Below are 21308 nucleotides of genomic sequence, written 5' to 3' on the forward strand. Positions count from 1 at the left end.
ACACCCATTATTTTTTAACAGAGTGTGACAATTTTATTAACAAATGTTACGATTATTAGAAGAAGTAAACGTAATCAGTGAAAAGTTCCGGCGACAGCAATCTTTACTTAATCTGCTGCCGTATTGGTCACACCAATAGCGCCAAGAGGCGTGATGGACAGTCTAAATGGATATGTGCCTTCATTTTGGGGCTGGGCTAGTTTCTGAGATGAAGTCAGTGCTATAGGGCAACTTACGACTAGGCTACACTGCGGAGTTTAGCTGGCGTTTCTGCATTTGCCTGGTTATTCAGTTAAGTCATTTACCTGCGCTCAGTCTTAATGATATTAGTACAATTGTCCTATTCAGTTCCTTGTAATTTGGGATGCGGCGACATGAAAACGACTTCAACTTCTGCTGATATGGTGCGCGCCTACCTTCGAGAGATTGGGCGTGTTCCTCTTTTGACACATGAGCAAGAGATTCTTTTTGGAAAGCAGGTGCAGCGCTCGACTGCGCTCCGAGGTGTTAAGGAATTGATGGAAGAACGGCTGGGACGGGCTGTGAACCAGGAAGAATGGGCACAGGAATCACAGGTTTCTACCGAAGAGTTAGCTCGGATGATTGCCGAGGGTGAAATTGCTAAACGAAAGATGGTCGAAGCTAATTTACGATTGGTTGTATCTGTTGCCAAAAAGTACATTAAGCGAAATGTCGATCTTCTTGATTTAATTCAAGAAGGAACTATTGGGATGCAGCGGGGTGTAGAGAAGTTTGATCCGACTAAGGGTTATCGGTTCTCGACCTATGCTTATTGGTGGATTCGTCAAGCCATTACACGGGCGATCGCTGAGAAAGGACGCACAATCCGTCTGCCTATCCATATCACTGAAAAGCTCAACAAAATTAAGAAGGCACAGCGTTATTTAGCCCAAACCTTAGGACGAGCGGCAACGGCAGCTGAACTAGCTGAAGAGTTAGATTTGACTCCAAAGCAAGTAAGAGAGTATTTGGAGCGATCGCGCCTCCCGCTTTCATTAGATTTGCGAGTTGGAGATAACCAGGATACTGAGTTAGGGGAATTGCTAGAAGATACAGGGCCTACCCCTGAAGATTTTGCGGCTCAAGCCTCCTTGCGAACAGAACTAGCCCATTTAATGGAAGACTTAACGCCTCAACAGCAGGAAGTTTTACGGCTACGATTTGGGCTAGATGATGGGCAGGCTTTGACATTAGCAAAAATTGGCGACATGCTTAGTATTAGCCGCGAACGAGTTCGGCAGATTGAACGAGAAGCCTTGACCAAACTGCGTAAGCACCGAGCCGATATTCGAGAATATCTAGCAAGTTAGGGAGCCAATTCCTCGTTAGCAACTACCTAAAACTTATCAGTCATGGGCAATAGAGCTAGGTCTATTGCCCATATTTTTATTCATACTTTTCGGTGCAGTTATACTTTTCCTTGCAACACACCGTAAAAAAATACGGGCGTTCAAACAGCGCTTGCAAATGCCCAAACTCCTAGTAAGACAGGCGGCAAACACCCCACATCAATTACGGTTCGCCCCAATTACCGGAAGCCTTGCTGTCTCTAAACTGATAGACATGAACTCAATAAACCGTCCTTCCTCGGTTCGGTAAACACGCCTTCATCAGAAGCGGCAAAGGTACGCAGTATATAAAGAGTTCAATGCCCTTATTGTGCTTCTTCTTGCTACTCTTGGCGGAATGAAAGAAGCGGGGCATAGAAACTTTCTGTAAAAGTGGGACGCATAACACTCCCATTGATGACCGAGGGATGGGCAAAGTCAAAAAGTTTTCAAGTTAAACCTAGAACCTGTAGAACCGGAGCATATCGTTAACATGGCAAAAGTTGTTGGAATTGACTTAGGAACGACCAACTCTTGTGTAGCAGTAATGGAAGGGGGCAAGCCCACTGTGATTGCTAATGCGGAAGGTTTCCGCACAACGCCGTCGGTGGTTGCTTACGCAAAAAATGGCGATCGCCTTGTGGGGCAAATTGCAAAGCGTCAAGCGGTCATGAACCCCGAAAATACTTTTTATTCAGTAAAGCGCTTTATTGGTCGTCGTCATGACGAAATTTCTAACGAAGCGACAGAAGTTGCTTACAAAGTAGTAAACGTGAATGGCAACGTTAAGATTGATTCTTCAACAGTGGGCAAACAGTTCTCTCCTGAAGAAATCTCTGCTCAAGTCCTTCGTAAGCTGGTTGACGACGCAGGTAAGTACTTAGGCGAAACAGTAACTCAAGCTGTCATTACTGTTCCTGCTTACTTTAATGACTCTCAGCGCCAAGCAACAAAAGATGCAGGCAAAATTGCTGGGATCGACGTTTTGCGAATTATCAACGAACCAACCGCTGCTTCATTAGCCTATGGCTTAGATAAGAAAAGCAACGAAGTTGTTCTCGTATTTGACTTAGGTGGCGGTACGTTTGACGTATCGATCCTAGAAGTAGGCGACGGTGTTTTTGAAGTCCGCTCTACCTCTGGTGACACCCACTTGGGCGGCGACGACTTTGACAAAAAGATCGTTGACTACATGGCAGAAGAGTTCAGAAAGTCGGAGGGCATTGACCTTCGTAAAGATAAGCAGGCATTGCAACGCTTAACGGAAGCTGCTGAAAAAGCCAAAATTGAGCTTTCTAGCGTCACTCAAGCAGAAATTAACTTACCCTTCATCACAGCAACTCAGGATGGGCCTAAGCACATCAACATGACCTTGACCCGTGCTAAGTTTGAAGACCTCTGCACAGACTTAATCGATCGCTGCCGCATTCCTGTTGAAAACTCGCTTCGTGATGCCAAACTTGACAAGGGCAGCATTGACGAAGTGGTGTTAGTTGGGGGTTCAACTCGGATTCCTGCTATTCAAGAGCTAGTTAAGCGAGTCTTGGGCAAAGACCCTAATCAAACAGTTAACCCTGATGAAGTCGTGGCAGTTGGTGCCGCTATTCAAGCAGGTGTGCTATCTGGTGAGGTCAAAGATATTCTGCTGCTAGACGTGACACCTTTGTCTCTGGGGGTAGAAACCTTGGGCGGCGTAATGACCAAAATTATTACTCGCAACACTACCATCCCGACCAAAAAGTCAGAGACTTTCTCAACGGCTGCTGACGGTCAAGCAAACGTGGAAATTCATGTTCTGCAAGGCGAACGGGAAATGTCTAACGACAATAAGAGCTTAGGAACTTTCCGTCTAGATGGCATTCCTGCGGCTCCTCGTGGCGTTCCTCAAATTGAAGTCACATTTGATATTGATGCTAACGGTATTCTCAATGTTCGTGCCAAAGATAAGGGTACGGGCAAAGAACAATCTATCAGCATCACAGGTGCATCGACACTGCCTCAAGATGAGGTCGAGCGGATGGTGCGCGAGGCAGAAGCCAATGCAACTGCTGATAAAGAACGTCGGGAGCAGATTGATGTCAAAAACCAAGCTGACTCGCTTACCTATCAAGCTGAGAAGCAGATGACAGAGTTAGGCGACAAGGTTTCGGCTGAGGAGAAAACCAAGGTTGAAGGTTTGGTGAAAGACCTCCGAGAGGCGATCGTTCAGGATGACTTTGAGAAAATCAAGGCAATGACTACTGAGCTTCAGCAAGCGCTCTATGCCATTAGCAGCAACTTGTACCAGTCTACGAGTGAAGGTGCGGCTCCGGGGGATGGCAGTAGTGGTGCTTCTACCAGTGGCGAAGATGATGTCATTGATGCTGAGTTCTCAGAAGACGATAAGTAAGCATCGGTAGGTCAATGGGGGTAGTCATTGGCTATCTACTGTAGATTCTGTAGAGGTGCTTCCTGGAGTAAACATCTCTACAAGACTCTTCTCTACAAGACTCTACATATAAAGGCTTGTGTCGGTGTGGTGCCATAGGCGATCGCTCGACACAAGCCTTTTTTATGGAACCCTTCAAGGTTGTTTTTCGTCGTTAGAATTGCCATTGAAGAATTTTCAACAGGTTCACAGATAATTTTGGTAAAGTGATTAACTGTGACAACTCACAATAAAACTCAGTAGTGCTACACACAGGTACAGAACCTTATGTCACGTCAAAAATCATCATTGATTTGTCTATTTTCCGGTCTGGCAGCCGTTGGATGTCTGCTCACAGGTCTACCGACCGCTAGCTTGGCTCAAGGGCTACCAGGCTTAACTATTTTTAGCGGCGTTGACCGAGAAAATCAACTTGGGTATCGGTTAGACTTTGGCGGCGAGATTTCTCGAACCGATCGCTACCGTCTCAGAATCCCTCAACGGAAGATGACATTAGCAGCCTCTGAGTTTATTGTTGCTTACCCCGATACCTATACGGGCAAATTTGATCCTGACGAAGTTGAGGTGAAGGTTGATGGCGAAGAAATTGCGTTGGAATCTGTCAACTGGGATCAAGAAAATCGGGTAATTGAAATTTATCCGCAAGAAAGTGTTGCGGCAGATACGCGGGTTGAAATTATTCTATCGGATGTCCAAAACCCTCGGCGCATCGGGACGCACTATTTCAACGCATTGGTTCGTTCTCCAGGAGATGTGCCTCTGAACCGTTATTTGGGCACTTGGATTTTGAGCATTGGCAACGACTAAACCTTGTCTTCTGCTCTTAGGAAGCCGACTTCTTTTCAAAAGTCGGCTTCCTAAGAGCAGAGTCAGTGCTATTATTTAGGACTGTGATTTTTTAAGATTTGCAAGGTGAGTTTTCATGACCAAGCGGACTTTAGGCGGCACCAGCCGTAAACGAAGAAGAACTTCTGGCTTCCGGGCACGGATGAAATCCCATACGGGACGGCGTGTGATTCGGGCAAGACGGAGTAAAGGACGGGCTAGGTTGGCTGCTGTATAGCGATCGTGGCGCTGCCTAAGGGTCATCGATTAAAACGACGGCAAGACTTTACTAAGGTCTATCGGGCAGGTTTGTGTCGGCATACGCCGAACTTAACTCTCAGAGCGTTGCGTCAACCTAAACTTACCTCAGAGGGCGATTTTGCTCCCCTAAGAGAGCCTGTTCAAACTTGTATCGGAATTTCGATCGGGCTTAAGGTTAGCAAGCGGGCTGTTGTTCGGAATCGAATTAAGCGGCGCATTCGTTCGGCAATGCAAGAGCTTTTGCCCCATTTGGCTTTAGGCTGGCAAATTGTAATTGTGGTGAAGCCAAGTGCTACTCAATGCAGTTATGAGCAATTTCTGCAAGAATTAAAGCAGTTACTTGTCAGCGCTGAGGTTATTATTAATGAGCATTAAGGAAGAAGTTTATTTTGAGGGTGCGCCCCATGTGGGCGACTTAATTACTAATATTCTTTTAGGATTTACTGTTATTTGCTTGCCTTTAACGGTGGGGGCGATCGTTCGAGCGATCTGGTTGCGTTACCGCATTACCGATCGCCGCATTACAGTGATTGGTGGATGGATGGGGCGCGATCGCTCCGATATCATTTACTCGGAAATCACTAAAGTTGTGACTGTTCCTCGGGGCTTAGGCGCTTGGGGAGATATGGTCATTACCCTAAAGGATGGTAGCCGCCTAGAACTTAGAGCGATGCCCAAGTTCAGGGAAATGTACGATTTCATTAACAATAAACTGTCAGCTAAAGCCCAGGGGGCTAGCGGCCCTATTGGCAAGTAGGGAAATCCTGTACGGGTCTGGGTAAGCTCCTTGACTGGCAGATTGATACCCATATAGCTATTATTTAGACCGGATCACACACTCAGACGCAGGTAGACACAGAGCATGGACTTCGGTGTTGGGTTTCTCTCAAATAACGTAATGCTGCCGATCCTAGATTTTTTCTACGGCATCATTCCCAGCTATGGTCTTGCCATTGTTGCGCTGACCTTAGTGATTCGGTTTGCGCTCTATCCTTTAAGCGCAGGCTCTATTCGTAACATGCGGCGCATGAAAGTCGCTCAACCTGCTATGCAAAAGCGGGTCAAAGAGGTGCAGGAGCGTCATAAAGATGATCCGGCCAAGCAACAAGAGGAAATGAGCAAGGTTTATAAGGAGTTTGGTAACCCCTTGGCAGGCTGCTTCCCGGTTGTCTTGCAGATGCCCATCTTGTTCGCACTTTTCGCAACGCTGCGGGGTTCACCGTTTTCTGATGTGCCCTACAATATCAACCTTCAAGTGTTGCCTAAGGAGCAGATTGAACAGATTCAGCCTCAGGCTTATACGTCTAAACCTCAAAATATCTATGTGGCTGATGGAACCCATATTCCAGTTTCAGCGCTAATTCCAGGAGGCGATCGCCTCACGGTTGGTGAGAAAACCAGCATTGAGTTTCAAACTGTGGCAGGCAAGCCCTTAACTGATGTGTTAGCCGAGTACCCCGACAGCGAGATTAAACCCACTTGGAAGATTACTAAGGGCGACAACCTCGTCAGGTTCGATGAAAAGGGCAATCTTGAGGCATTGGCTCCTGGTGACGTGACCTTGCAAGGAAGCGTTCCAGGAATTGCCTCAAACAAAGGCTTTCTCTTTATCACTGCTCTCGGACGGGTTGGAGCCTTTGGCGAAGATGGCGCTATCAACTGGGACATCTTGGGGATGGTTGTATTCTTTGGCATTAGCCTTTATGTCAGCCAGCTGATTTCAGGACAAGGCGCAACCGATAACCCTCAGCAGTCTGCGGTTAATAAATTTACGCCAGTGATCTTTTCGGGCATGTTTCTGTTTTTCCCTTTGCCGGCAGGAGTGTTGATGTACATGGTGATTGCCAACATGTTTCAAACGCTCCAAACCTTCATTTTGTCAAAGGAACCATTGCCAGAGAATCTTCAGAAGATTGTAGACGCTGATGAAAAGAAAAAGGCGATCGGAGAAGAGCGGCAGTCCTTACCCTTTGAACCTAAAGCAGTAAAGAAAGAGGAAGCTCCTAAAAAAGAATCTGGCGGAACAGACAAGGTTTCAAAAAAGAATAATAAAAAGGGTTGAAGTATGGATGAGCAGCAGGTTCAGGATGGGCAGAAGTGGTTAGTAGATTTATTAAAGCTTTCCGGATTACCAACCCAGGTTCAAGCCGATTTAAACAAGGTTGAGATTGAGGAAAGCTGTTGGTTAACACTAGATGCTGACCACACTCTAATCTCTGAACAAGTGCAAGCTCTGATTGGCGTTCAGGGTGCTGCGTTGGATGCTTTGCAATATTTAGCTAACACAATCCTGAACATGGGGCGAGGTGAGGGTGAGCAGCTGGCGTTTACCCTTGAGTTGAGTGGTTATCGGGCACGACGACAGTTAGAACTGAAAGAACTATCAGATCTGGCGGCACAAAAAGTTCTGGAAACCCAAGAAGAATATGAAATGTCGGCACTGTCTTCGGCAGAGCGACGCCTAGTCCATACGTACCTAAAATCTTTTGATGACTTGGAAACCTACAGCCGAGGGCGCGAACCCGATCGCCGTTTAGTGGTTCGTCTTGCTCAGCCTCCTGCGGTTGATCCGTCCAAATTTGCCTGATCTCGTTTTGTCTTCGCGCTGAGCGGCGCTAAACATGATGGAACCCATTTATATCCCCCACATTGCTAGAGCACCTGGCCAGACCTGGAAAGTTCCAGTCCAGGATCGTCTGCAAGATTTAGAAACCCTGACTCCAGCGCAAGGCTCGGTTCAGATTGTCCACCGAGGCAGCTTTTTGGAGGTCAGTGCCCAAGCAGAAGCAATCATGACGTTGACTTGCGATCGCTGTCTTCAGCAATACAATCATCGCGTCATTGTCAACACTTCTGAAATTATTTGGTTACAGGAAGTCGTCGAAGAAGAAGTCGATCCGATGGTGGAACGAGAAGTTGCCCTAGATGATCTGGTGGATTCCCTTCCTCCTCAAGGTCACTTTCGCCCCGATGAGTGGCTATATGAGCAGTTTTGCCTCAGCATCCCGCAGCGGCAATTGTGCGATCGCCAATGTCCTGGCATTCCTATCGAAAATCCTCCTGAGTCTGCCCCGATTGATCGACGCTGGGCTTCTTTAGAATCTTTTAAGAACCAACTGAGTTGATAATAAATGTATCAACCCAAATGTTTCCCTTATCATGAGTTTCAATGAAGAATTTGAACTCCTCCTTCGCGCCCGCCATGCGTTGATCTATCTGCCGACACGAGAAGAGGAGCGTGTGGAAGCCGCGATCGCTTACTCTGCCAAACAGCAGGGCGATCGAGGGGTATATATCTGGGACTTTGTTGATGGCTACCAGGGCAATCCCAATGATGCTGGATTTGGCAAGCGCAATCCATTACAGGCGCTCGAATTCGTTCAAAAACTACCCGCCTCTGTGCCTGGGATCTTTGTTCTGCGCGACTTTCATCGTTTTTTAGAAGATGTTGCCATTGCCCGTAAGCTGCGCAACCTTGCCCGCTTGCTAAAATCTCAGCCCAAGACCATCGTGATCGTGTCGCCCCAAGTGACGATTCCCGATGATTTGAGTGAGGTGATGACGGTTCTAGAGTTTCCTTTGCCAGGAATTGCCGAGATTAAAATTGAGCTAGAGCGATTGATTGCTGGAACTGGGCAAGCGCCTCTAGAGCCACGGGTACTAGATGAATGGGTACGCTCTTGCCAGGGGCTATCGATGGAGCGGATTCGGCGAGTGCTGGCAAAAGCGATCGCTACCCACGGTTCCCTACAAGCCGATGACGTGGAGCTCATTCTCGAAGAAAAGCGCCAGACCATTCGTCAGACCCAGATTCTAGATTTCTACCCTGCGACTCAGCAGATCTCTGATATTGGGGGGCTGGATAACTTGAAGGACTGGCTGTTGCGTCGGGGCGGAGCTTTCTCAGAAAAGGCACGGCAGTACGGGCTGCCCCATCCGCGCGGATTGCTGTTAGTTGGCATTCAAGGCACTGGTAAATCGTTAACGGCAAAAGCGATCGCCCATCACTGGCATTTGCCGCTGCTGCGGCTAGATGTGGGACGGCTCTTTGCTGGATTAGTCGGAGAATCGGAATCTCGGACACGCCAAATGATTCAGTTAGCTGAAGCCCTCGCTCCTTGCATTCTATGGATTGATGAAATCGACAAAGCTTTTTCAGGGCTAGAAGGTCGGGGCGACTCAGGCACCTCTAGCCGGGTATTTGGTACGGTAGTGACTTGGCTGGCTGAGAAAGCTTCGCCTGTCTTTGTGGTGGCAACTGCCAATAATATTCAAGCTCTTCCTCCTGAAATGCTGCGTCGAGGACGGTTTGATGAAATCTTCTTTGTAGGATTGCCGAACCAAGAGGAGCGTAAAGCCATTTTTGCAGTCCACTTAGCGCGGCTCCGTCCTCATAATCTCAAGAGTTATGATGGCGATCGCTTGGCTTACGAAACTCCAGATTTCTCAGGCGCAGAGATTGAGCAAATTTTAATTGAGGCGATGCACATTGGCTTTAGCCAGAACCGCGACTTTACCACTGAGGATGTGTTGGAGGCAGCCAGTCAACTCATTCCCTTAGCCCGCACCGCCCAAGATCAAATTCAACTCTTGCAAAATTGGGCAAGCGATGGCAGAGTAAGGCTGGCTTCTCGGCAAGGAGGGCTAGGACGTGTACAACAGCCCTTGCTCTAAAGATTGACGCAAGTTAAGGGGATTTGAACCATGCTAGTTGGACTTAGTAAGTTTCTCTTGGGGTTTACATTGGCGGTTGCCATCCTCTTTGGGGCAGGAGTCGTCTTCACTAACTTTGTCATTGGTCGTCTTTCTAGTTTGCCTGCCCGCCCTACCTTTCCAAACGATATTCAGCCTAAAAGTAGCGCTACCCCAAATGCCCCGAAGCCTGCCGCTGATGACGCTGCCAAAGCTCCTGAGCCTGCGGCGGCAACACCGCCTGCCGCCGCAGGCTATGCGGCTAAAGTGACTCAGCCTATTGGGTTACTAGTTCGCGAAGCGCCAAGCGCTGATTCTGGGCAGGTTGATGGAGTCGCCTTGGATGAAGAGGTAACCGTTTTAGAAACTTCCTCTGATGGCGAATGGCAGAGGATTAAAACTGGCAACGGCACCGAAGGTTGGGTAAAGGGTGGCAACACAGAGCAGCTAAATTGAGTCCTTGTTCCTCTTTGTAGGGCAACATAGAAATTAAGGTGGCGATCTTGCTATAGGCTGCCAAGCTCTTTCTCCAAAGAATTTCCGCGTGATTACACTGTCTCTCCTCCATCCGGTTAAGCACACCCCTGTACAGGTTTGGTCTTTCCCTAGCGAGCCGATCGTGCGCATCGGTCGTTCTAGCGATAACCAGGTTGTGCTTTATAGTGCTGTTGTTTCTCGATATCATGTAGAACTAAGACAGAGCGGTTCGACATGGGAAGTGGTTAACAGTGGGACAAACGGGACTTATGTAGACGGCAAGCGGGTGAACAAAGTGGCGATCGCTGATGGCGCAGTCATTCGCCTTGCTCGCTCAGGTCCCAACATTCAGGTCAATCTTGGAGTTGCCCAAAGCGAGTTTTCCTTGCCTACCACTGTTGTCCCGCCCAAAGCCTCTGATGAGCCGCCCTGCACCTCATGCGAAACTTCAGACTAATTCTTTGCCCTCTTCTATTGCCCCATGCAAATTTATCTCGACCATAGCGCTACAACTCCTCCGCGCTCAGAAGCGATCGCCCTAGTGCAGCAGGTCATGACCGAACAATGGGGTAATCCTTCTAGCCTGCATCAGTGGGGGCAGCAGACAGCAGAGATTATTGAACAAGCTCGGGCGCAGGTAGCGGGCTTGCTCAGTGTGAAGCCAGAGGCGATCGTGTTCACATCGGGGGGAACTGAGGCAAATAATCTTGCCATTCTGGGGATTGCTCGGCGGCATACAATCCCTCAGCATCTGGTAATCTCTAGCGTTGAACATTCAGCAATCTCAGAACCCGCTCGCCTCTTAGAGCAGCAAGGCTGGCAGGTGAGTCGGTTGCCAGTTAGCGCCCAAGGACGGGTCGATCCAGTAGATTTACAGGCGGCACTTCAACCTAATACGGTGCTAGTTTCAGTGATTTATGGACAGAGTGAAGTGGGGACGCTGCAACCCATTGAGGCGCTGGGACAGATGGCGCGGGCACATGGAGCGTTGTTCCATACGGATGCTGTGCAAGTGGCGGGGCGGCTGCCGATTAACTTGCAACAGTTGCCAGTGGATTTGCTGTCGCTTTCTAGCCACAAGTTTTATGGAGTACAGGGTTCGGGGGCGCTTTATATTCGTCCGGGGGTAGAAGTTTTGCCGCTTTGGGGTGGGGGTGGGCAAGAATTCAATTTGCGCTCTGGAACTCAGGCGGTTCCCTCGATCGCCGCTTTAGGGATTGCTGCCGAGTTAGCTGCTCAAGAGATGAGTGTTGAAGTCCCTCGGTTGATGCACCTCCGCGATCGCCTCTTCGATTTATTGGCAGATGTTCCAGACTTGGAAGTGACGGGCGATCGCCTGCATCGGTTGCCCCATCATGTCAGCTTCTATCTGCCTCACGCTGAAACCATTAGCGGCAAAACCCTGGTGCGACACCTCAACTTTGCAGGAATTGCAATTAGCTCTGGCTCTGCTTGCAACAGCGGTAAATTGATTCCTAGTCCCGTACTCCTGGCGATGGGATATGGCGATCGGGCGGCAAAGTCTGGAATTCGGCTGACCTTAGGGCGGCATACCACTGCTGCTGATGTCGAGTGGACGGCAATGGTGATCCGGCAAGTTCTAGAGCGCTTGAGCTTAAAACCTGCCCTCTCGCTCCGCCCCTAGTTTCTCCTGATCTGAATCGATCCCCAACCCTTAGTATTGAATGGGAGATCCGTTTAGAGGGCTGGGTATCATAGGCATGACCGCAACCCCCGCCTATTTTTACCTTGAGCGTATTTCATGCAGACTGCTGTCTTTAATGAGTTATTTCCTCTCTTCAATGCTGCCAGCCCTGAAACCCTTGAGTGGCTGATGTCGATCGCTGTTGAACATGAATATCCCACCGATAGGGCTGTTTTAATGGAAGACGCTTGGGGTAACGCGGTTTACTTTGTAGAGTCGGGCTGGGTGAAAGTTCGTCGGCACGTCGGTGAGAATGTGGCTACCTTAGCGATTTTGGGGCGAGGGGATTTTTTTGGCGAAATGGCAGTTTTAGATGAGTCGCCTCGCTCTACAGACGTGGTGGCGTTGTCTTCAGTTAAACTGCTCAGCATCTCTGCCCAGCGTTTCATTCAAGCTTTGTTTAAAGACTCTCAGCTACACCACCGAATGTTGCAGCTTTTGGTACGCCGCTTGCGTCAAACTAACTTTCGGTTTCAGTTGCGCCATCAGCCGCCAGCCATCAAGTTAATCAATACGCTTGTGTCTTTGGGAGATAGCTATGGCACTGCATCAGAACAGGGCACTGAAATTTTTAACATTCCGCTTGGAGATCTAGCAGAGGTGAGTGATGTAAGTTTGGAGGAAGTGACGAAGATTATGGAGAAGCTTCAGAGTAAAGGATGGATTAAACCCGACCCCAGGAATCAAGTGCTATATCTGTCGAATATGCAACAATTGGCTCATCTCCTGGTTGGGAGAACTTAAAACTGAAAAAATCTCAAGCCTTGCCATGACAGCTACCCAAGTTCGCGCCCTGTCTCAGCCCCGCACCCAACTCGAAATTCTTTATCAAGTCGCCATGCCGCAGCCGCAGTCTCACCTGTTTGAGGTGACCTTGCAAGTGAAGGGATGGCGACCCCTTGCGGGTAAGTCGGAGAGATCGCCGTTTTTAGACTTGAAAATGCCTGTTTGGACTCCAGGCTCCTACCTGATTCGTGAATACGCACGGCACGTCCAAGATTTTGCAGTGAACGGACAGGCTTGGCAGAAGATTGCGAAAAACCATTGGCAAATTGAAACGGCTGACCTGTCCGAGATTACGATGCATTATCGGGTTTTTGCCAATGATTTAACAGTTCGCACCAATCACTTGGACGCAACCCACGGCTATTTTAACGGGGCGGCTCTGTTTTTCTATCTGCCTGGATTTGAGAATAATCCTATCCAAATCACCGTAGTTCCGCCCCATTCTGACTGGCAAGTAGCAACGCCATTGCCTAGGGTAACGGGACAAGCCTATACGTATCTGGCAAATGATTTCGACACCCTGGTGGATAGCCCGTTCGAGATTGGGCTGCATCAGCGGTATGACTTTGAGGTGCGGGGTAAGCCCCATCAACTGGCAGTCTGGGGGCAAGGAAATGTAGAACCCGATCGCCTGATTGCTGATACCCAAAAAGTGATCGAGGTCGAGGCAGATTTATTTGGCGGGTTGCCCTACGATTCCTATTTATTTTTGCTGCACCTGTCGGCTCAGAGCTATGGCGGGTTAGAACATAAAAATGCCTGTACTCTGAACTATCCGCGCTTAGGCTTTCGGACGGAAGATCGCTATCAGCGGTTCATGCAGTTGGTGGCACACGAGTTCTTTCATCTATGGAACGTCAAGCGGATTCGTCCTAAGGGGCTGCAAGTATTTGACTATGAGGGGGAAAACTACACGCCTTCTCTCTGGTTTAGCGAAGGAACAACGAGCTACTACGATTTAATGATTCCGCTACGAGCAGGAATTTATGACGCAAAAGGATTTCTGCAAAACTTGAGCAAGGAAATCACTCGATTTTTGACGACTCCAGGGCGACAAGTTCAGTCGTTGAGCGAGTCGAGTTTTGATGCTTGGATTAAGCTATATCGCCGAGATGCCAATAGTGACAATAACCAAATGTCCTATTACCTAAAGGGCGAAATGGTGTCGCTGCTCCTAGATTTACTGATTCGATCGCGCCATAGCAACAGGCGATCGCTTGATAATGTGATGCGCCAAATGTGGCAGCAGTTCGGGGTTTCTGAAACGGGCTTTACTCCAGAACATCTCGAAGCTGTTATTACCTCAGTGGCAGAGGTTGACTTAACTAACTTTTTCCAGCGTTTCCTGCACAGTACTGAAGAATTACCCTTTGATGAATATCTGGAACCCTTTGGCTTGAGGCTACAGCCGGAAGAAACGGCGAGTAAGCCTCCTTATTTAGGGCTGACAGCGAAGTCGGAAAATGGGCGAGAGATGATTAAGTTTGTGGAAATGGGTTCTCCAGCAGCAGCGGCAGGAATTGATCCAGATGACGAACTGTTGGCGATCGATGGCTTGCGGGTTAAGGCAGAGCAATTGGGCGATCGCCTCAAAGACTACTCGCCTAAGGCTCAAATTAGTCTCACCTGCTTTCATCAAGACGAACTCAAAAACTACACCGTTACGTTAGCGGAGCCACGCCCCTCCATCTATCAACTGGTAGCGGTTCCTGCGCCGACATCTCAGCAGCAAGCGAATCTGCAAGGATGGATAGGAGTTTCTACTGCTAATGGGAATGAAAAATAGGAAACGCGGCTGATTTTGTGTCACTTTTTCGTCTATGGTCTAGAGTTGGAGTACTGCTTTTAATTGATTAGTACATTTGGGGGGAAAGCTGACCTATGAATAGCTGCATCTTGATGGCGGAAATTACCCAAGATCCCCAGCTTCGCTATACGTCTGATAATCAGACAGCTGTGGCAGAAATGGTAGTACAGTTTGCGGGTTTGCGAGATGATGAGCCAATGGCGACGATGAAGGTCGTGGGCTGGGGAAACCTAGCGCAAGAAATTCAGGAGCGTTACCACCAGGGCGATCGCGTCATTATTGAGGGTCGTTTAGGCATGAATACGGTTGAGCGCCAAGAAGGATTTAAGGAAAAGCGGGCAGAATTGACAGCCCAAAAAATTCATTTGTTAGATGCGGGAACAACGATGACGACCACTACAGAAGCGATTGGGGTAACTAGGGCAGTAGAGCCAACTCCAGTGGCTTCGGCTCCAACGAGTCAGCCCTCTAGCCCCCCGATCGCCGCCAAGGCGGCTCCGGCTAGAGTGCCAGCTGCGGCAGCCAAAGCGGCTCCCCCCGTAGAGTCATTTGAGGACGAGATTCCGTTTTAGCAGCAAACTCACTCAGCAATATCAACAAATTTGCAATATCAATAAATTCAAGGAGGGCTAAGTTTAATGAAGAACTTGCCCTCTTTCTATTTTTAGAAATTCCGCTAATATGTCAGGAGTAGCCTTCACTTCAGTAGGTAGACGCTATATGTAGGGTTTTCCTGTCAGAAGTGTTTCCTCAAAGGTCAGTTCTCGGTTCCTTCTCAACAGCGTGAATTACTTATGGTTCAAAATATCGAACGCACCCGTCATCTCGATCAATTTCCGGAGTCGGCTCCTGCCGCTAACCCAGTTTTTTTTAGAACTTATAGTCGTCGAGACAAGAAGGTCGGGAATCTGCGCGAAACTTGGGGAGAAGTGTGCGATCGCACCCTCAGCGGCATCGTTAAGTTGGGTAAGTTAACCTCCGACGAGGCAGCGTTAATCAATCGAATGCAGCGCCAACTCAAAAGTCTGCCGTCGGGACGCTGGCTGTGGGTCGGTGGCACAAGCTGGATTGAGAATCCCGAAAACTTTTCAGGCGCGTACAACTGCACCAGCACGAATGCAGTGGACTGGCAGGCGTTTGGGCTAATGATGGACTTAGCTATGATGGGCTGTGGCACCGGAGCAGTTTTGGAACCTAAGTACACCAACCAATTGCCTGCAATTCGCAACCGTCTGGTTGTCAGACTCCAGGGTGAAATTGGCACTACTTCTGCGGAACAGCGCCGAGACAGCACTGAGGTAAAGATCGATGGCAACCAGGTCACGCTTCATGTCGGTGATAGTCGCCGGGGCTGGGTCAAGTCGTATCAAACATTGCTAGAACTTTCGACCGACGATCGCTTCACGGGCGATATTCAGGTGGCGATCGACTTGAGCGATGTTCGTCCGGCTGGCGAAACCCTGAAAGGCTTTGGCGGCGTGGCGAACCCTGTCCGTTTACCCGCACTGTATGAGCGCTGTGCGGCGATTTTGAACAAGGCGAATGGGCGGCAGTTGACCACGGTAGAATGCTGCTTGCTGATCGATGAAGCCGCCGTAACCATTGTCGCGGGTAATATCCGGCGATCGGCAGGAATGCGTCAAAGCGGCAGCGATGATGTGGCATTTGCGATGGCAAAGGAAAACCTGTGGCAGCAAGATGCAGAAGGGAATTGGAGCATCGACCCAGAACGGGATGCCCTGCGAATGGCGAACCATACGCGGGTGTTTCATCACAAGCCGACGCTCAGTGAGTGTGTGGAAGCGGTACGGAAGCAGTTCTATTCGGGAGAAGGGGCGATTCAGTGGGCAGGTGAGGCGATCGCCCGTGCCAATGCTGATTTACTCGATACTCCCGCAACCCGCAAAGAATTTTTGCAGGCATACGAAAACGGAACGGCGGCTCAGTGGTTAAGCGAGCGCCACATTGCACCCGTAGAAATTGAGCATCGGTTAGGGCGCTACGGGCTGAACCCCTGCGGCGAAATTTTGGGCGAAAACTTCCACTGCAACTTGTCAGAAGTTCATCTCAACCAACTCGATCCTAAAAATATTCAAGATCAAGAGGATGCGTTCAGCGCCGCTGCGCTGTCAGTCACGGGTCTACTCAATCATCAGTTTGTTGAATCCCGCTATCGTCAATCGCGGGAGTTTGACCCGATTGTGGGCGTGTCGTTTACAGGATTGTTTGATTTCTTTGTCAATGCGTTTGGCTCGGAGTGGCTGCGCTGGTGGGAGCAGGGTCGCCCTGACACGATCGCCGGACTTAGCTTCAAGCAACAGGAGCAAAAGTATTTGAGCCATTGGAAGGAAGTCGTGCATCGGGTAGTGTGGGATTATTGCGAGCGCCACAATCTCAAGCGTCCTAACCGTTGCACCACAGTTCAACCCGCAGGCACAAAATCACTGTTAACTGGCGCTAGTCCTGGCTGGCATCCGCCCAAGGCACAGCGCTTCCTTCGCCGCATTACATTCCGCAAGAACGATCCGGTGGCGCTGGCTTGCCTGGACTATGGCTACAAAATTACGCCTTCTCAGTCGGACAAAGACGAAAACGGCAGATTATTAGATGATGCCTTTGACCCGCGTTGCACAGAGTGGCTGGTGGAAATTCCGGTGGAGGTGCCTTGGGCAAACTTGCCAGGTGCAGATGCGATCGACATTTCTAAATTCACGGCGCTGGCGCAAATGGACTTTTATATGCAAGTCCAAAAGTTCTACACGGCTCACAATACTTCGGCAACGGTGGAGCTGCGAGAGAACGAAATTGAGGGCATGGGGCAGCGAATTTATGACGCAATTCAGAATGATGAAGGCTATATTTCTGCGGCTCTTCTGGCTCGGTTTGATGACCTGCAAACGTTTCCTCGTCTGCCCTTTGAGCCAATTTCTAAGGAGATGTACGAACAGCTAACCGAAGAGGTGAAGGCGCGCCGCAAATTGGTGGATTTCCATCAGGCGTTGAGTCGGTATGACTCTGGCGAGTTGATTGAGGCGGGTCCGGCTGGCTGTGATAGCGATAAGTGCATGATGCCGGAGAAGAAGGGGTAAAAATTGAGTTGATGTTTGCGATCGCTCTCTGCTGTGGTGGGGGGCGATCGTGCTTCTGAATCACTATTCTAAATCGAAGAGTTGCACGTCTGATTGCAGTTTCTAACAAAGCTATGGAGAATTTAGACAAGAACGATTGTGAAGCCAAGGAAAGGTTGTTTTACAGCGCCATGTTAAGCGCATGGCTAAACACAAGACTTGAGCTTGATAAGCAATTATTAGGACTATCAGTCACAGCTATTGGGTTGTTGGTTACTTTGTTAAGAACGTTGGGTGTTTCAAACTTCTCACAGATAGTGCTTTTTGGGTTTGCACTCTTTGCCTATTTGACCACAGTAATATCAGTCATTTATATTCTGCACGAGAACTCCGAGCACATCGAAAAGCTGTTAAATAGTTCAGAAGCTGAAGAAAGCCAATTTTTAGCAGTTCTAGACACAGTTGCTGGAATTAGCTTTGTTATAGGCATGATGCTGACAGTTACAATTGGGATACATTCGGCAGTAATTAATTTAAGCGAAAAAGGAGCAATTGTGAGCCAAGAACAGCCTAAAAACTTTAGCATCCAAACTGATAGCTGGAATGGTGTTAATAAACTACGCCCTCAGCCTCCGAAAAAAGACTCTAACGATACTACTAATGAATCAAAGCCTTCAAAAACTTCTGAAGGCTTTGACGATAGCAAGTCAAATAACTGATTGTTCCCAACCCTAGCCTTTCTCTCATTTTCAGTCTCCAGGCTATGAAGGCAGGGCTATTCATCATTGTGATCTTTAATGAGTCAGTCTGCTACTGAAGAAGTGCAATTATTCATCACCGAAGCCAAGAGGCTTTCGGCTAAATCGTTCTATCAGCATTTTAAGCATGATGAGGAACTCGGTTTTTCAGATGACTCTTTTCCTGAAAACACGCCTACAGTAGAACAGCTTGAATCTTATCTTCTGCACTTTCGCAAATTTGTTCAGAAGAACGATCGCGTCTGTATTCATAGCGTGAATAAATACGTTCATGAGCTTGCAAAAGAGCAGAGTGTTTTTCTTAATGAATGGAACACAGCATACAAATCTTTCCAAGAGTTTTTAGAAGCTAAAGCCTTGACTGGAAGAATGATTACTCATGTTCCAGAAATTCCTGACCTATCGCTACTTGACCTCTTTAAGGCTAGAACTTTTGGTGACTTGTCACATCTTGATCCAAAAAAGCAAGCCCTTCACCAGAAACTATCTTCGACCCATCAGTTAAATGGCTTGTATCGATTTGAGTACTATGACTTCTTGTTTGAAGTCGGTGAATTTATTGTTGAAATGGCAGACCTTTGCGTAGGGCTGCTTGGTTCTATAAATGATCAGATATGACTATGCCTGACGCTCCCCCCTCTTCCTCGCCTAAAGCTAAATGCCCTGCTTAAGCTATTTTTATTATTGGTGCCGCCTTCCAACTCAGTTAACTCATCGTTTTAGACAAGTTTCTTAAGATGGGTGAAGGGCGATCGCAACCTGGTTTGGGCGCTTAATACGCTACTAAAATAGGGTTAACCTCTCCCTGAATGTCAATGATGGATGGAACCTCGGTACCTGTGAAGCAGCACGCGTCAGTTTCACGCCCACCATCCCGGCACCATTTGCCAGCGGCAAGTACATGAGCGTCTTGGTACGATAGTCCAGCGCGCCAGGGGCTACCGTATCTTTATGCTGTAGCCCCTGACAATGCGATCGCCCTCTAGTAAACCGAGAAAGAATCTACAACTCTTTTGAATAAATCAGGAACCTTTTCCCATCTTTTTTCGCTGGTAGAAAGGTTGAATGTGAACAGTTGACCCCGGCGAACAACGACGCTGGCCAGGTTGTGACGAAGCTGATCGGGCAGCTTGACGGCATATTCCAAAATATAGTAAGTCTCGTTGTCAACTTCATGAGCGATCGCGTTCACTAACTCAGCCGTGCGACCCGAACCGGGAGGAGCGATCGCATTCTTCGACAACCGATATCCGACCTCGCTCGGCGTACCCAAATCCTTCAGCGTCTTGCCTTCAGGCACTGGATTAATAATGACGCTAACGTTCTCAGTTTCCTCAATAATGTCATGCAGCACGACATCAGGGCCGCCCTCAACTTTTACAGTCATCCAACCGCTGGGGTAAAGAAACTCGTACCCGTCATAATTATCTGAATAGCTCATTAAACTAGTGGTCGCCGAAGCACAACTCTGCAAACTTAAACTCAGCACAATCAGCAGCACCGCCGCAATTCGCTTCAGCATTTCCTAAATTTCCTTATAATCCAGTCCGTTATAAATCTTACCGTGTTGGCACCGCCTACTCAGGTAATTCGTAGCATTTAACCTCCCGGCGATCGGTCAGAATAAGAAGAAGCGCCCCCTACTGGTTGAATTGCCATGTCTGCCTCTCTCCAGCCTTCTCGCTTTGCCACTCTGCCCAACTTAAACGACCAAATCGACGGGTTACCTAACTTCTCAGGATGCGAATCTGCGGTACAAAAGGTCAGCCAGGTTAATCAGGCGCACTGGTTGCCCAAAACGAACGTGCAGTTTGAGCAAATTTCAGCAGGATTTGCGATCGCCCTTCACATGCACCAACCCACTATTCCGGCTGGCATTCACGGTGCTCTCATCAGCAACCTTCAGCGCATGTTCGAGCATCCCTACGAAGGCGATAATCACAACGCCGGAACGTTCCTGTGGTGCTATACCCGCATGGCAGAGTTTATTCCTGAATTGATCAATCAAGGCTGTCGCCCCAAAGTCATGCTTGACTATTCAGGAAATCTGCTTTGGGGACTAGGACAAATGAAACTCGATGCTCTCGATCGCCTCAAGCGCATCACCTGCGACCCGACCTATCAACCCTATGTAGAATGGCTGGGAACCACCTGGAGTCACGCAGTTGCACCTTCTACTCCCATCCCCGACCTGAAGCTTCAGATTCAGGCATGGCAGCACCACTTTGCCGCCATCTTTGGCTGGGAAGCGCTCGTACGGGTCAGGGGCTTCTCGCCTCCCGAAATGCATTTACCCAACCACCCAGACACGCTCTACGAATTTGTCAAAGCTCTCAAAGACTGTGGTTATCGCTGGGTGATGGTGCAAGAGCATTCGGTTGAAACTTTATATGGACATTCTTTAGCATCGAGACATTTGCCCCATCGTCTGGTTGCCCGTAACTCGGTAGGCGAAACCGTCAGCATCACCGCCATTATTAAAACTCAAGGTTCAGATACTAAGCTGGTTGGGCAAATGCAGCCTTATTACGAGGCGAAAACCCTATCTCGGCAGGACATTAAAGGCATTTCGGTACCGCCTTTGGTGACCCAAATTGGCGATGGCGAAAATGGCGGCGTGATGATGAACGAATTCCCGAGTGCCTTTAAACGCACCTGGCACGAGGTCGCACAAGATAGTAGCGTTGCCGGAATGACGGGCAGCGAGTATTTGGAACTCATGGAAACGGCAGGATGTGAGGATGAAGATTATCCTGAATGCCAGGCGATCGCCCAACACCTGATCTGGCAACGGGTTGACCCTAACCACGCGACCCCCGAAGCCGTCCAGTCAGCCATTCAAGCCCTCCAGCACGAAAACCCTAACTTTCACATGGATGGAGCCTCTTGGACTAATGATCTAAGCTGGGTCAAAGGCTACGAGAACGTCCTGACCCCCATGAGCCACCTCAGTACGTTGTTTCACCAGAAAGTCACTCCGTTAGTGACGCAAAATCCTGAGCTAACCCAACAAACCCGCTATCGTAAAGCCCTACTACACAATCTATTGTTACAAACTAGTTGCTTTCGCTATTGGGGACAAGGCGCTTGGACAGATTATGCCCAGACAATTTATGAGCAGGGAAAATCGATCATTGAGCAGGAGTTTTGAT

21 protein-coding genes are annotated in these 21308 nt (G+C 48.7%); 20 read left to right on the plus strand and 1 reads right to left on the minus strand.

Annotation, left to right across the window (positions count from 1 at the left end):
* Nucleotides 1-374: 374 nt before the first annotated feature.
* The 19 genes from KME11_01955 (at nt 375) to KME11_02045 (ending at nt 18774) form a co-directional block, all read left to right on the plus strand.
* Complete coding sequence (locus KME11_01955; protein MBW4513973.1) at nt 375-1331, plus strand: RNA polymerase sigma factor, RpoD/SigA family; 957 nt, start codon at nt 375-377, stop codon at nt 1329-1331.
* 511 nt (nt 1332-1842) lie between these two features.
* The gene (gene dnaK, locus KME11_01960; protein ID MBW4513974.1) at nt 1843-3738 is read left to right on the plus strand and encodes a molecular chaperone DnaK; all 1896 of its coding nucleotides are present in this window, start codon (nt 1843-1845) and stop codon (nt 3736-3738) included.
* A 306-nt stretch (nt 3739-4044) separates the two neighbouring features.
* Nucleotides 4045-4584, plus strand: coding sequence for a DUF2808 domain-containing protein (locus tag KME11_01965; GenBank protein ID MBW4513975.1), 540 nt, complete (start codon nt 4045-4047; stop codon nt 4582-4584).
* 115 nt (nt 4585-4699) lie between these two features.
* Complete coding sequence (rpmH, locus tag KME11_01970; GenBank protein ID MBW4513976.1) at nt 4700-4840, plus strand: 50S ribosomal protein L34; 141 nt, start codon at nt 4700-4702, stop codon at nt 4838-4840.
* Nucleotides 4841-4845: 5 nt separating this feature from the next.
* On the plus strand, nt 4846-5238 hold the full coding sequence (gene rnpA, locus KME11_01975; GenBank protein MBW4513977.1) for a ribonuclease P protein component: 393 nt from the start codon (nt 4846-4848) through the stop codon (nt 5236-5238).
* Nucleotides 5228-5620: a PH domain-containing protein gene (locus KME11_01980; protein MBW4513978.1), complete on the plus strand. Its 393-nt coding sequence runs from the start codon at nt 5228-5230 to the stop codon at nt 5618-5620. Before rnpA ends, KME11_01980 begins: the two co-directional genes overlap by 11 nt.
* A 105-nt stretch (nt 5621-5725) precedes the next feature.
* On the plus strand, nt 5726-6925 hold the full coding sequence (gene yidC / locus KME11_01985; protein MBW4513979.1) for a membrane protein insertase YidC: 1200 nt from the start codon (nt 5726-5728) through the stop codon (nt 6923-6925).
* 3 nt (nt 6926-6928) lie between these two features.
* Nucleotides 6929-7450: an RNA-binding protein gene (locus KME11_01990; GenBank protein MBW4513980.1), complete on the plus strand. Its 522-nt coding sequence runs from the start codon at nt 6929-6931 to the stop codon at nt 7448-7450.
* Between the two features lie 37 nt (nt 7451-7487).
* The gene (locus KME11_01995; GenBank protein MBW4513981.1) at nt 7488-7988 is read left to right on the plus strand and encodes a DUF177 domain-containing protein; all 501 of its coding nucleotides are present in this window, start codon (nt 7488-7490) and stop codon (nt 7986-7988) included.
* 34 nt (nt 7989-8022) lie between these two features.
* Complete coding sequence (locus KME11_02000; protein ID MBW4513982.1) at nt 8023-9537, plus strand: AAA family ATPase; 1515 nt, start codon at nt 8023-8025, stop codon at nt 9535-9537.
* A gap of 30 nt (nt 9538-9567) precedes the next feature.
* Nucleotides 9568-10011, plus strand: coding sequence for an SH3 domain-containing protein (locus KME11_02005; protein ID MBW4513983.1), 444 nt, complete (start codon nt 9568-9570; stop codon nt 10009-10011).
* 88 nt (nt 10012-10099) lie between these two features.
* Nucleotides 10100-10489, plus strand: coding sequence for an FHA domain-containing protein (locus tag KME11_02010; GenBank protein MBW4513984.1), 390 nt, complete (start codon nt 10100-10102; stop codon nt 10487-10489).
* 24 nt (nt 10490-10513) lie between these two features.
* On the plus strand, nt 10514-11677 hold the full coding sequence (locus KME11_02015) for a cysteine desulfurase (protein MBW4513985.1): 1164 nt from the start codon (nt 10514-10516) through the stop codon (nt 11675-11677).
* Between the two features lie 117 nt (nt 11678-11794).
* Nucleotides 11795-12481, plus strand: coding sequence for a Crp/Fnr family transcriptional regulator (locus KME11_02020; protein MBW4513986.1), 687 nt, complete (start codon nt 11795-11797; stop codon nt 12479-12481).
* Nucleotides 12482-12506: 25 nt separating this feature from the next.
* Nucleotides 12507-14309, plus strand: coding sequence for a M61 family metallopeptidase (locus KME11_02025; GenBank protein ID MBW4513987.1), 1803 nt, complete (start codon nt 12507-12509; stop codon nt 14307-14309).
* A gap of 95 nt (nt 14310-14404) precedes the next feature.
* Nucleotides 14405-14902, plus strand: coding sequence for a single-stranded DNA-binding protein (locus KME11_02030; GenBank protein ID MBW4513988.1), 498 nt, complete (start codon nt 14405-14407; stop codon nt 14900-14902).
* A gap of 222 nt (nt 14903-15124) precedes the next feature.
* Nucleotides 15125-17419 (plus strand): ribonucleoside-triphosphate reductase, adenosylcobalamin-dependent, encoded by a 2295-nt coding sequence (gene nrdJ, locus KME11_02035; protein ID MBW4513989.1) that lies wholly within the window; start codon nt 15125-15127, stop codon nt 17417-17419.
* A gap of 113 nt (nt 17420-17532) precedes the next feature.
* The gene (locus KME11_02040) at nt 17533-18117 is read left to right on the plus strand and encodes a hypothetical protein (GenBank protein ID MBW4513990.1); all 585 of its coding nucleotides are present in this window, start codon (nt 17533-17535) and stop codon (nt 18115-18117) included.
* A 78-nt stretch (nt 18118-18195) separates the two neighbouring features.
* On the plus strand, nt 18196-18774 hold the full coding sequence (locus KME11_02045) for a hypothetical protein (GenBank protein MBW4513991.1): 579 nt from the start codon (nt 18196-18198) through the stop codon (nt 18772-18774).
* 364 nt (nt 18775-19138) lie between these two features.
* Here KME11_02045 and KME11_02050 read toward each other — a convergent pair whose 3' ends face one another.
* Nucleotides 19139-19678 (minus strand): photosystem II reaction center PsbP family protein, encoded by a 540-nt coding sequence (locus tag KME11_02050; GenBank protein ID MBW4513992.1) that lies wholly within the window; start codon nt 19676-19678, stop codon nt 19139-19141.
* A gap of 135 nt (nt 19679-19813) precedes the next feature.
* On the opposite strand from KME11_02050, the gene KME11_02055 reads away from it, so the two are divergent.
* A complete protein-coding gene (locus KME11_02055) occupies nt 19814-21307 on the plus strand; it encodes a glycosyl hydrolase family 57 (protein ID MBW4513993.1) in 1494 nt (497 codons plus the stop codon).
* The last annotated feature ends 1 nt before the right edge of the window (nt 21308 follow it).

It is taken from the genome of Timaviella obliquedivisa GSE-PSE-MK23-08B, from assembly GCA_019358855.1.
GTDB lineage: Bacteria > Cyanobacteriota > Cyanobacteriia > Elainellales > Elainellaceae > Timaviella > Timaviella obliquedivisa.

What these genes read in the sequence shown, in the direction of transcription:
- KME11_01955 (MBW4513973.1), top strand. Translation starts at nt 375, where the DNA reads ATGAAAACGACTTCAACTTCTGCTGATATGGTGCGCGCCTACCTTCGA.
- dnaK (MBW4513974.1), top strand. Translation starts at nt 1,843, where the DNA reads ATGGCAAAAGTTGTTGGAATTGACTTAGGAACGACCAACTCTTGTGTA.
- KME11_01965 (MBW4513975.1), top strand. Translation starts at nt 4,045, where the DNA reads ATGTCACGTCAAAAATCATCATTGATTTGTCTATTTTCCGGTCTGGCA.
- rpmH (MBW4513976.1), top strand. Translation starts at nt 4,700, where the DNA reads ATGACCAAGCGGACTTTAGGCGGCACCAGCCGTAAACGAAGAAGAACT.
- KME11_01980 (MBW4513978.1), top strand. Translation starts at nt 5,228, where the DNA reads ATGAGCATTAAGGAAGAAGTTTATTTTGAGGGTGCGCCCCATGTGGGC.
- yidC (MBW4513979.1), top strand. Translation starts at nt 5,726, where the DNA reads ATGGACTTCGGTGTTGGGTTTCTCTCAAATAACGTAATGCTGCCGATC.
- KME11_01990 (MBW4513980.1), top strand. Translation starts at nt 6,929, where the DNA reads ATGGATGAGCAGCAGGTTCAGGATGGGCAGAAGTGGTTAGTAGATTTA.
- KME11_01995 (MBW4513981.1), top strand. Translation starts at nt 7,488, where the DNA reads ATGGAACCCATTTATATCCCCCACATTGCTAGAGCACCTGGCCAGACC.
- KME11_02000 (MBW4513982.1), top strand. Translation starts at nt 8,023, where the DNA reads ATGAGTTTCAATGAAGAATTTGAACTCCTCCTTCGCGCCCGCCATGCG.
- KME11_02005 (MBW4513983.1), top strand. Translation starts at nt 9,568, where the DNA reads ATGCTAGTTGGACTTAGTAAGTTTCTCTTGGGGTTTACATTGGCGGTT.
- KME11_02015 (MBW4513985.1), top strand. Translation starts at nt 10,514, where the DNA reads ATGCAAATTTATCTCGACCATAGCGCTACAACTCCTCCGCGCTCAGAA.
- KME11_02020 (MBW4513986.1), top strand. Translation starts at nt 11,795, where the DNA reads ATGCAGACTGCTGTCTTTAATGAGTTATTTCCTCTCTTCAATGCTGCC.
- KME11_02025 (MBW4513987.1), top strand. Translation starts at nt 12,507, where the DNA reads ATGACAGCTACCCAAGTTCGCGCCCTGTCTCAGCCCCGCACCCAACTC.
- KME11_02030 (MBW4513988.1), top strand. Translation starts at nt 14,405, where the DNA reads ATGAATAGCTGCATCTTGATGGCGGAAATTACCCAAGATCCCCAGCTT.
- nrdJ (MBW4513989.1), top strand. Translation starts at nt 15,125, where the DNA reads ATGGTTCAAAATATCGAACGCACCCGTCATCTCGATCAATTTCCGGAG.
- KME11_02040 (MBW4513990.1), top strand. Translation starts at nt 17,533, where the DNA reads ATGGAGAATTTAGACAAGAACGATTGTGAAGCCAAGGAAAGGTTGTTT.
- KME11_02045 (MBW4513991.1), top strand. Translation starts at nt 18,196, where the DNA reads ATGAGTCAGTCTGCTACTGAAGAAGTGCAATTATTCATCACCGAAGCC.
- KME11_02050 (MBW4513992.1), bottom strand. Translation starts at nt 19,678, where the DNA reads ATGCTGAAGCGAATTGCGGCGGTGCTGCTGATTGTGCTGAGTTTAAGT.
- KME11_02055 (MBW4513993.1), top strand. Translation starts at nt 19,814, where the DNA reads ATGTCTGCCTCTCTCCAGCCTTCTCGCTTTGCCACTCTGCCCAACTTA.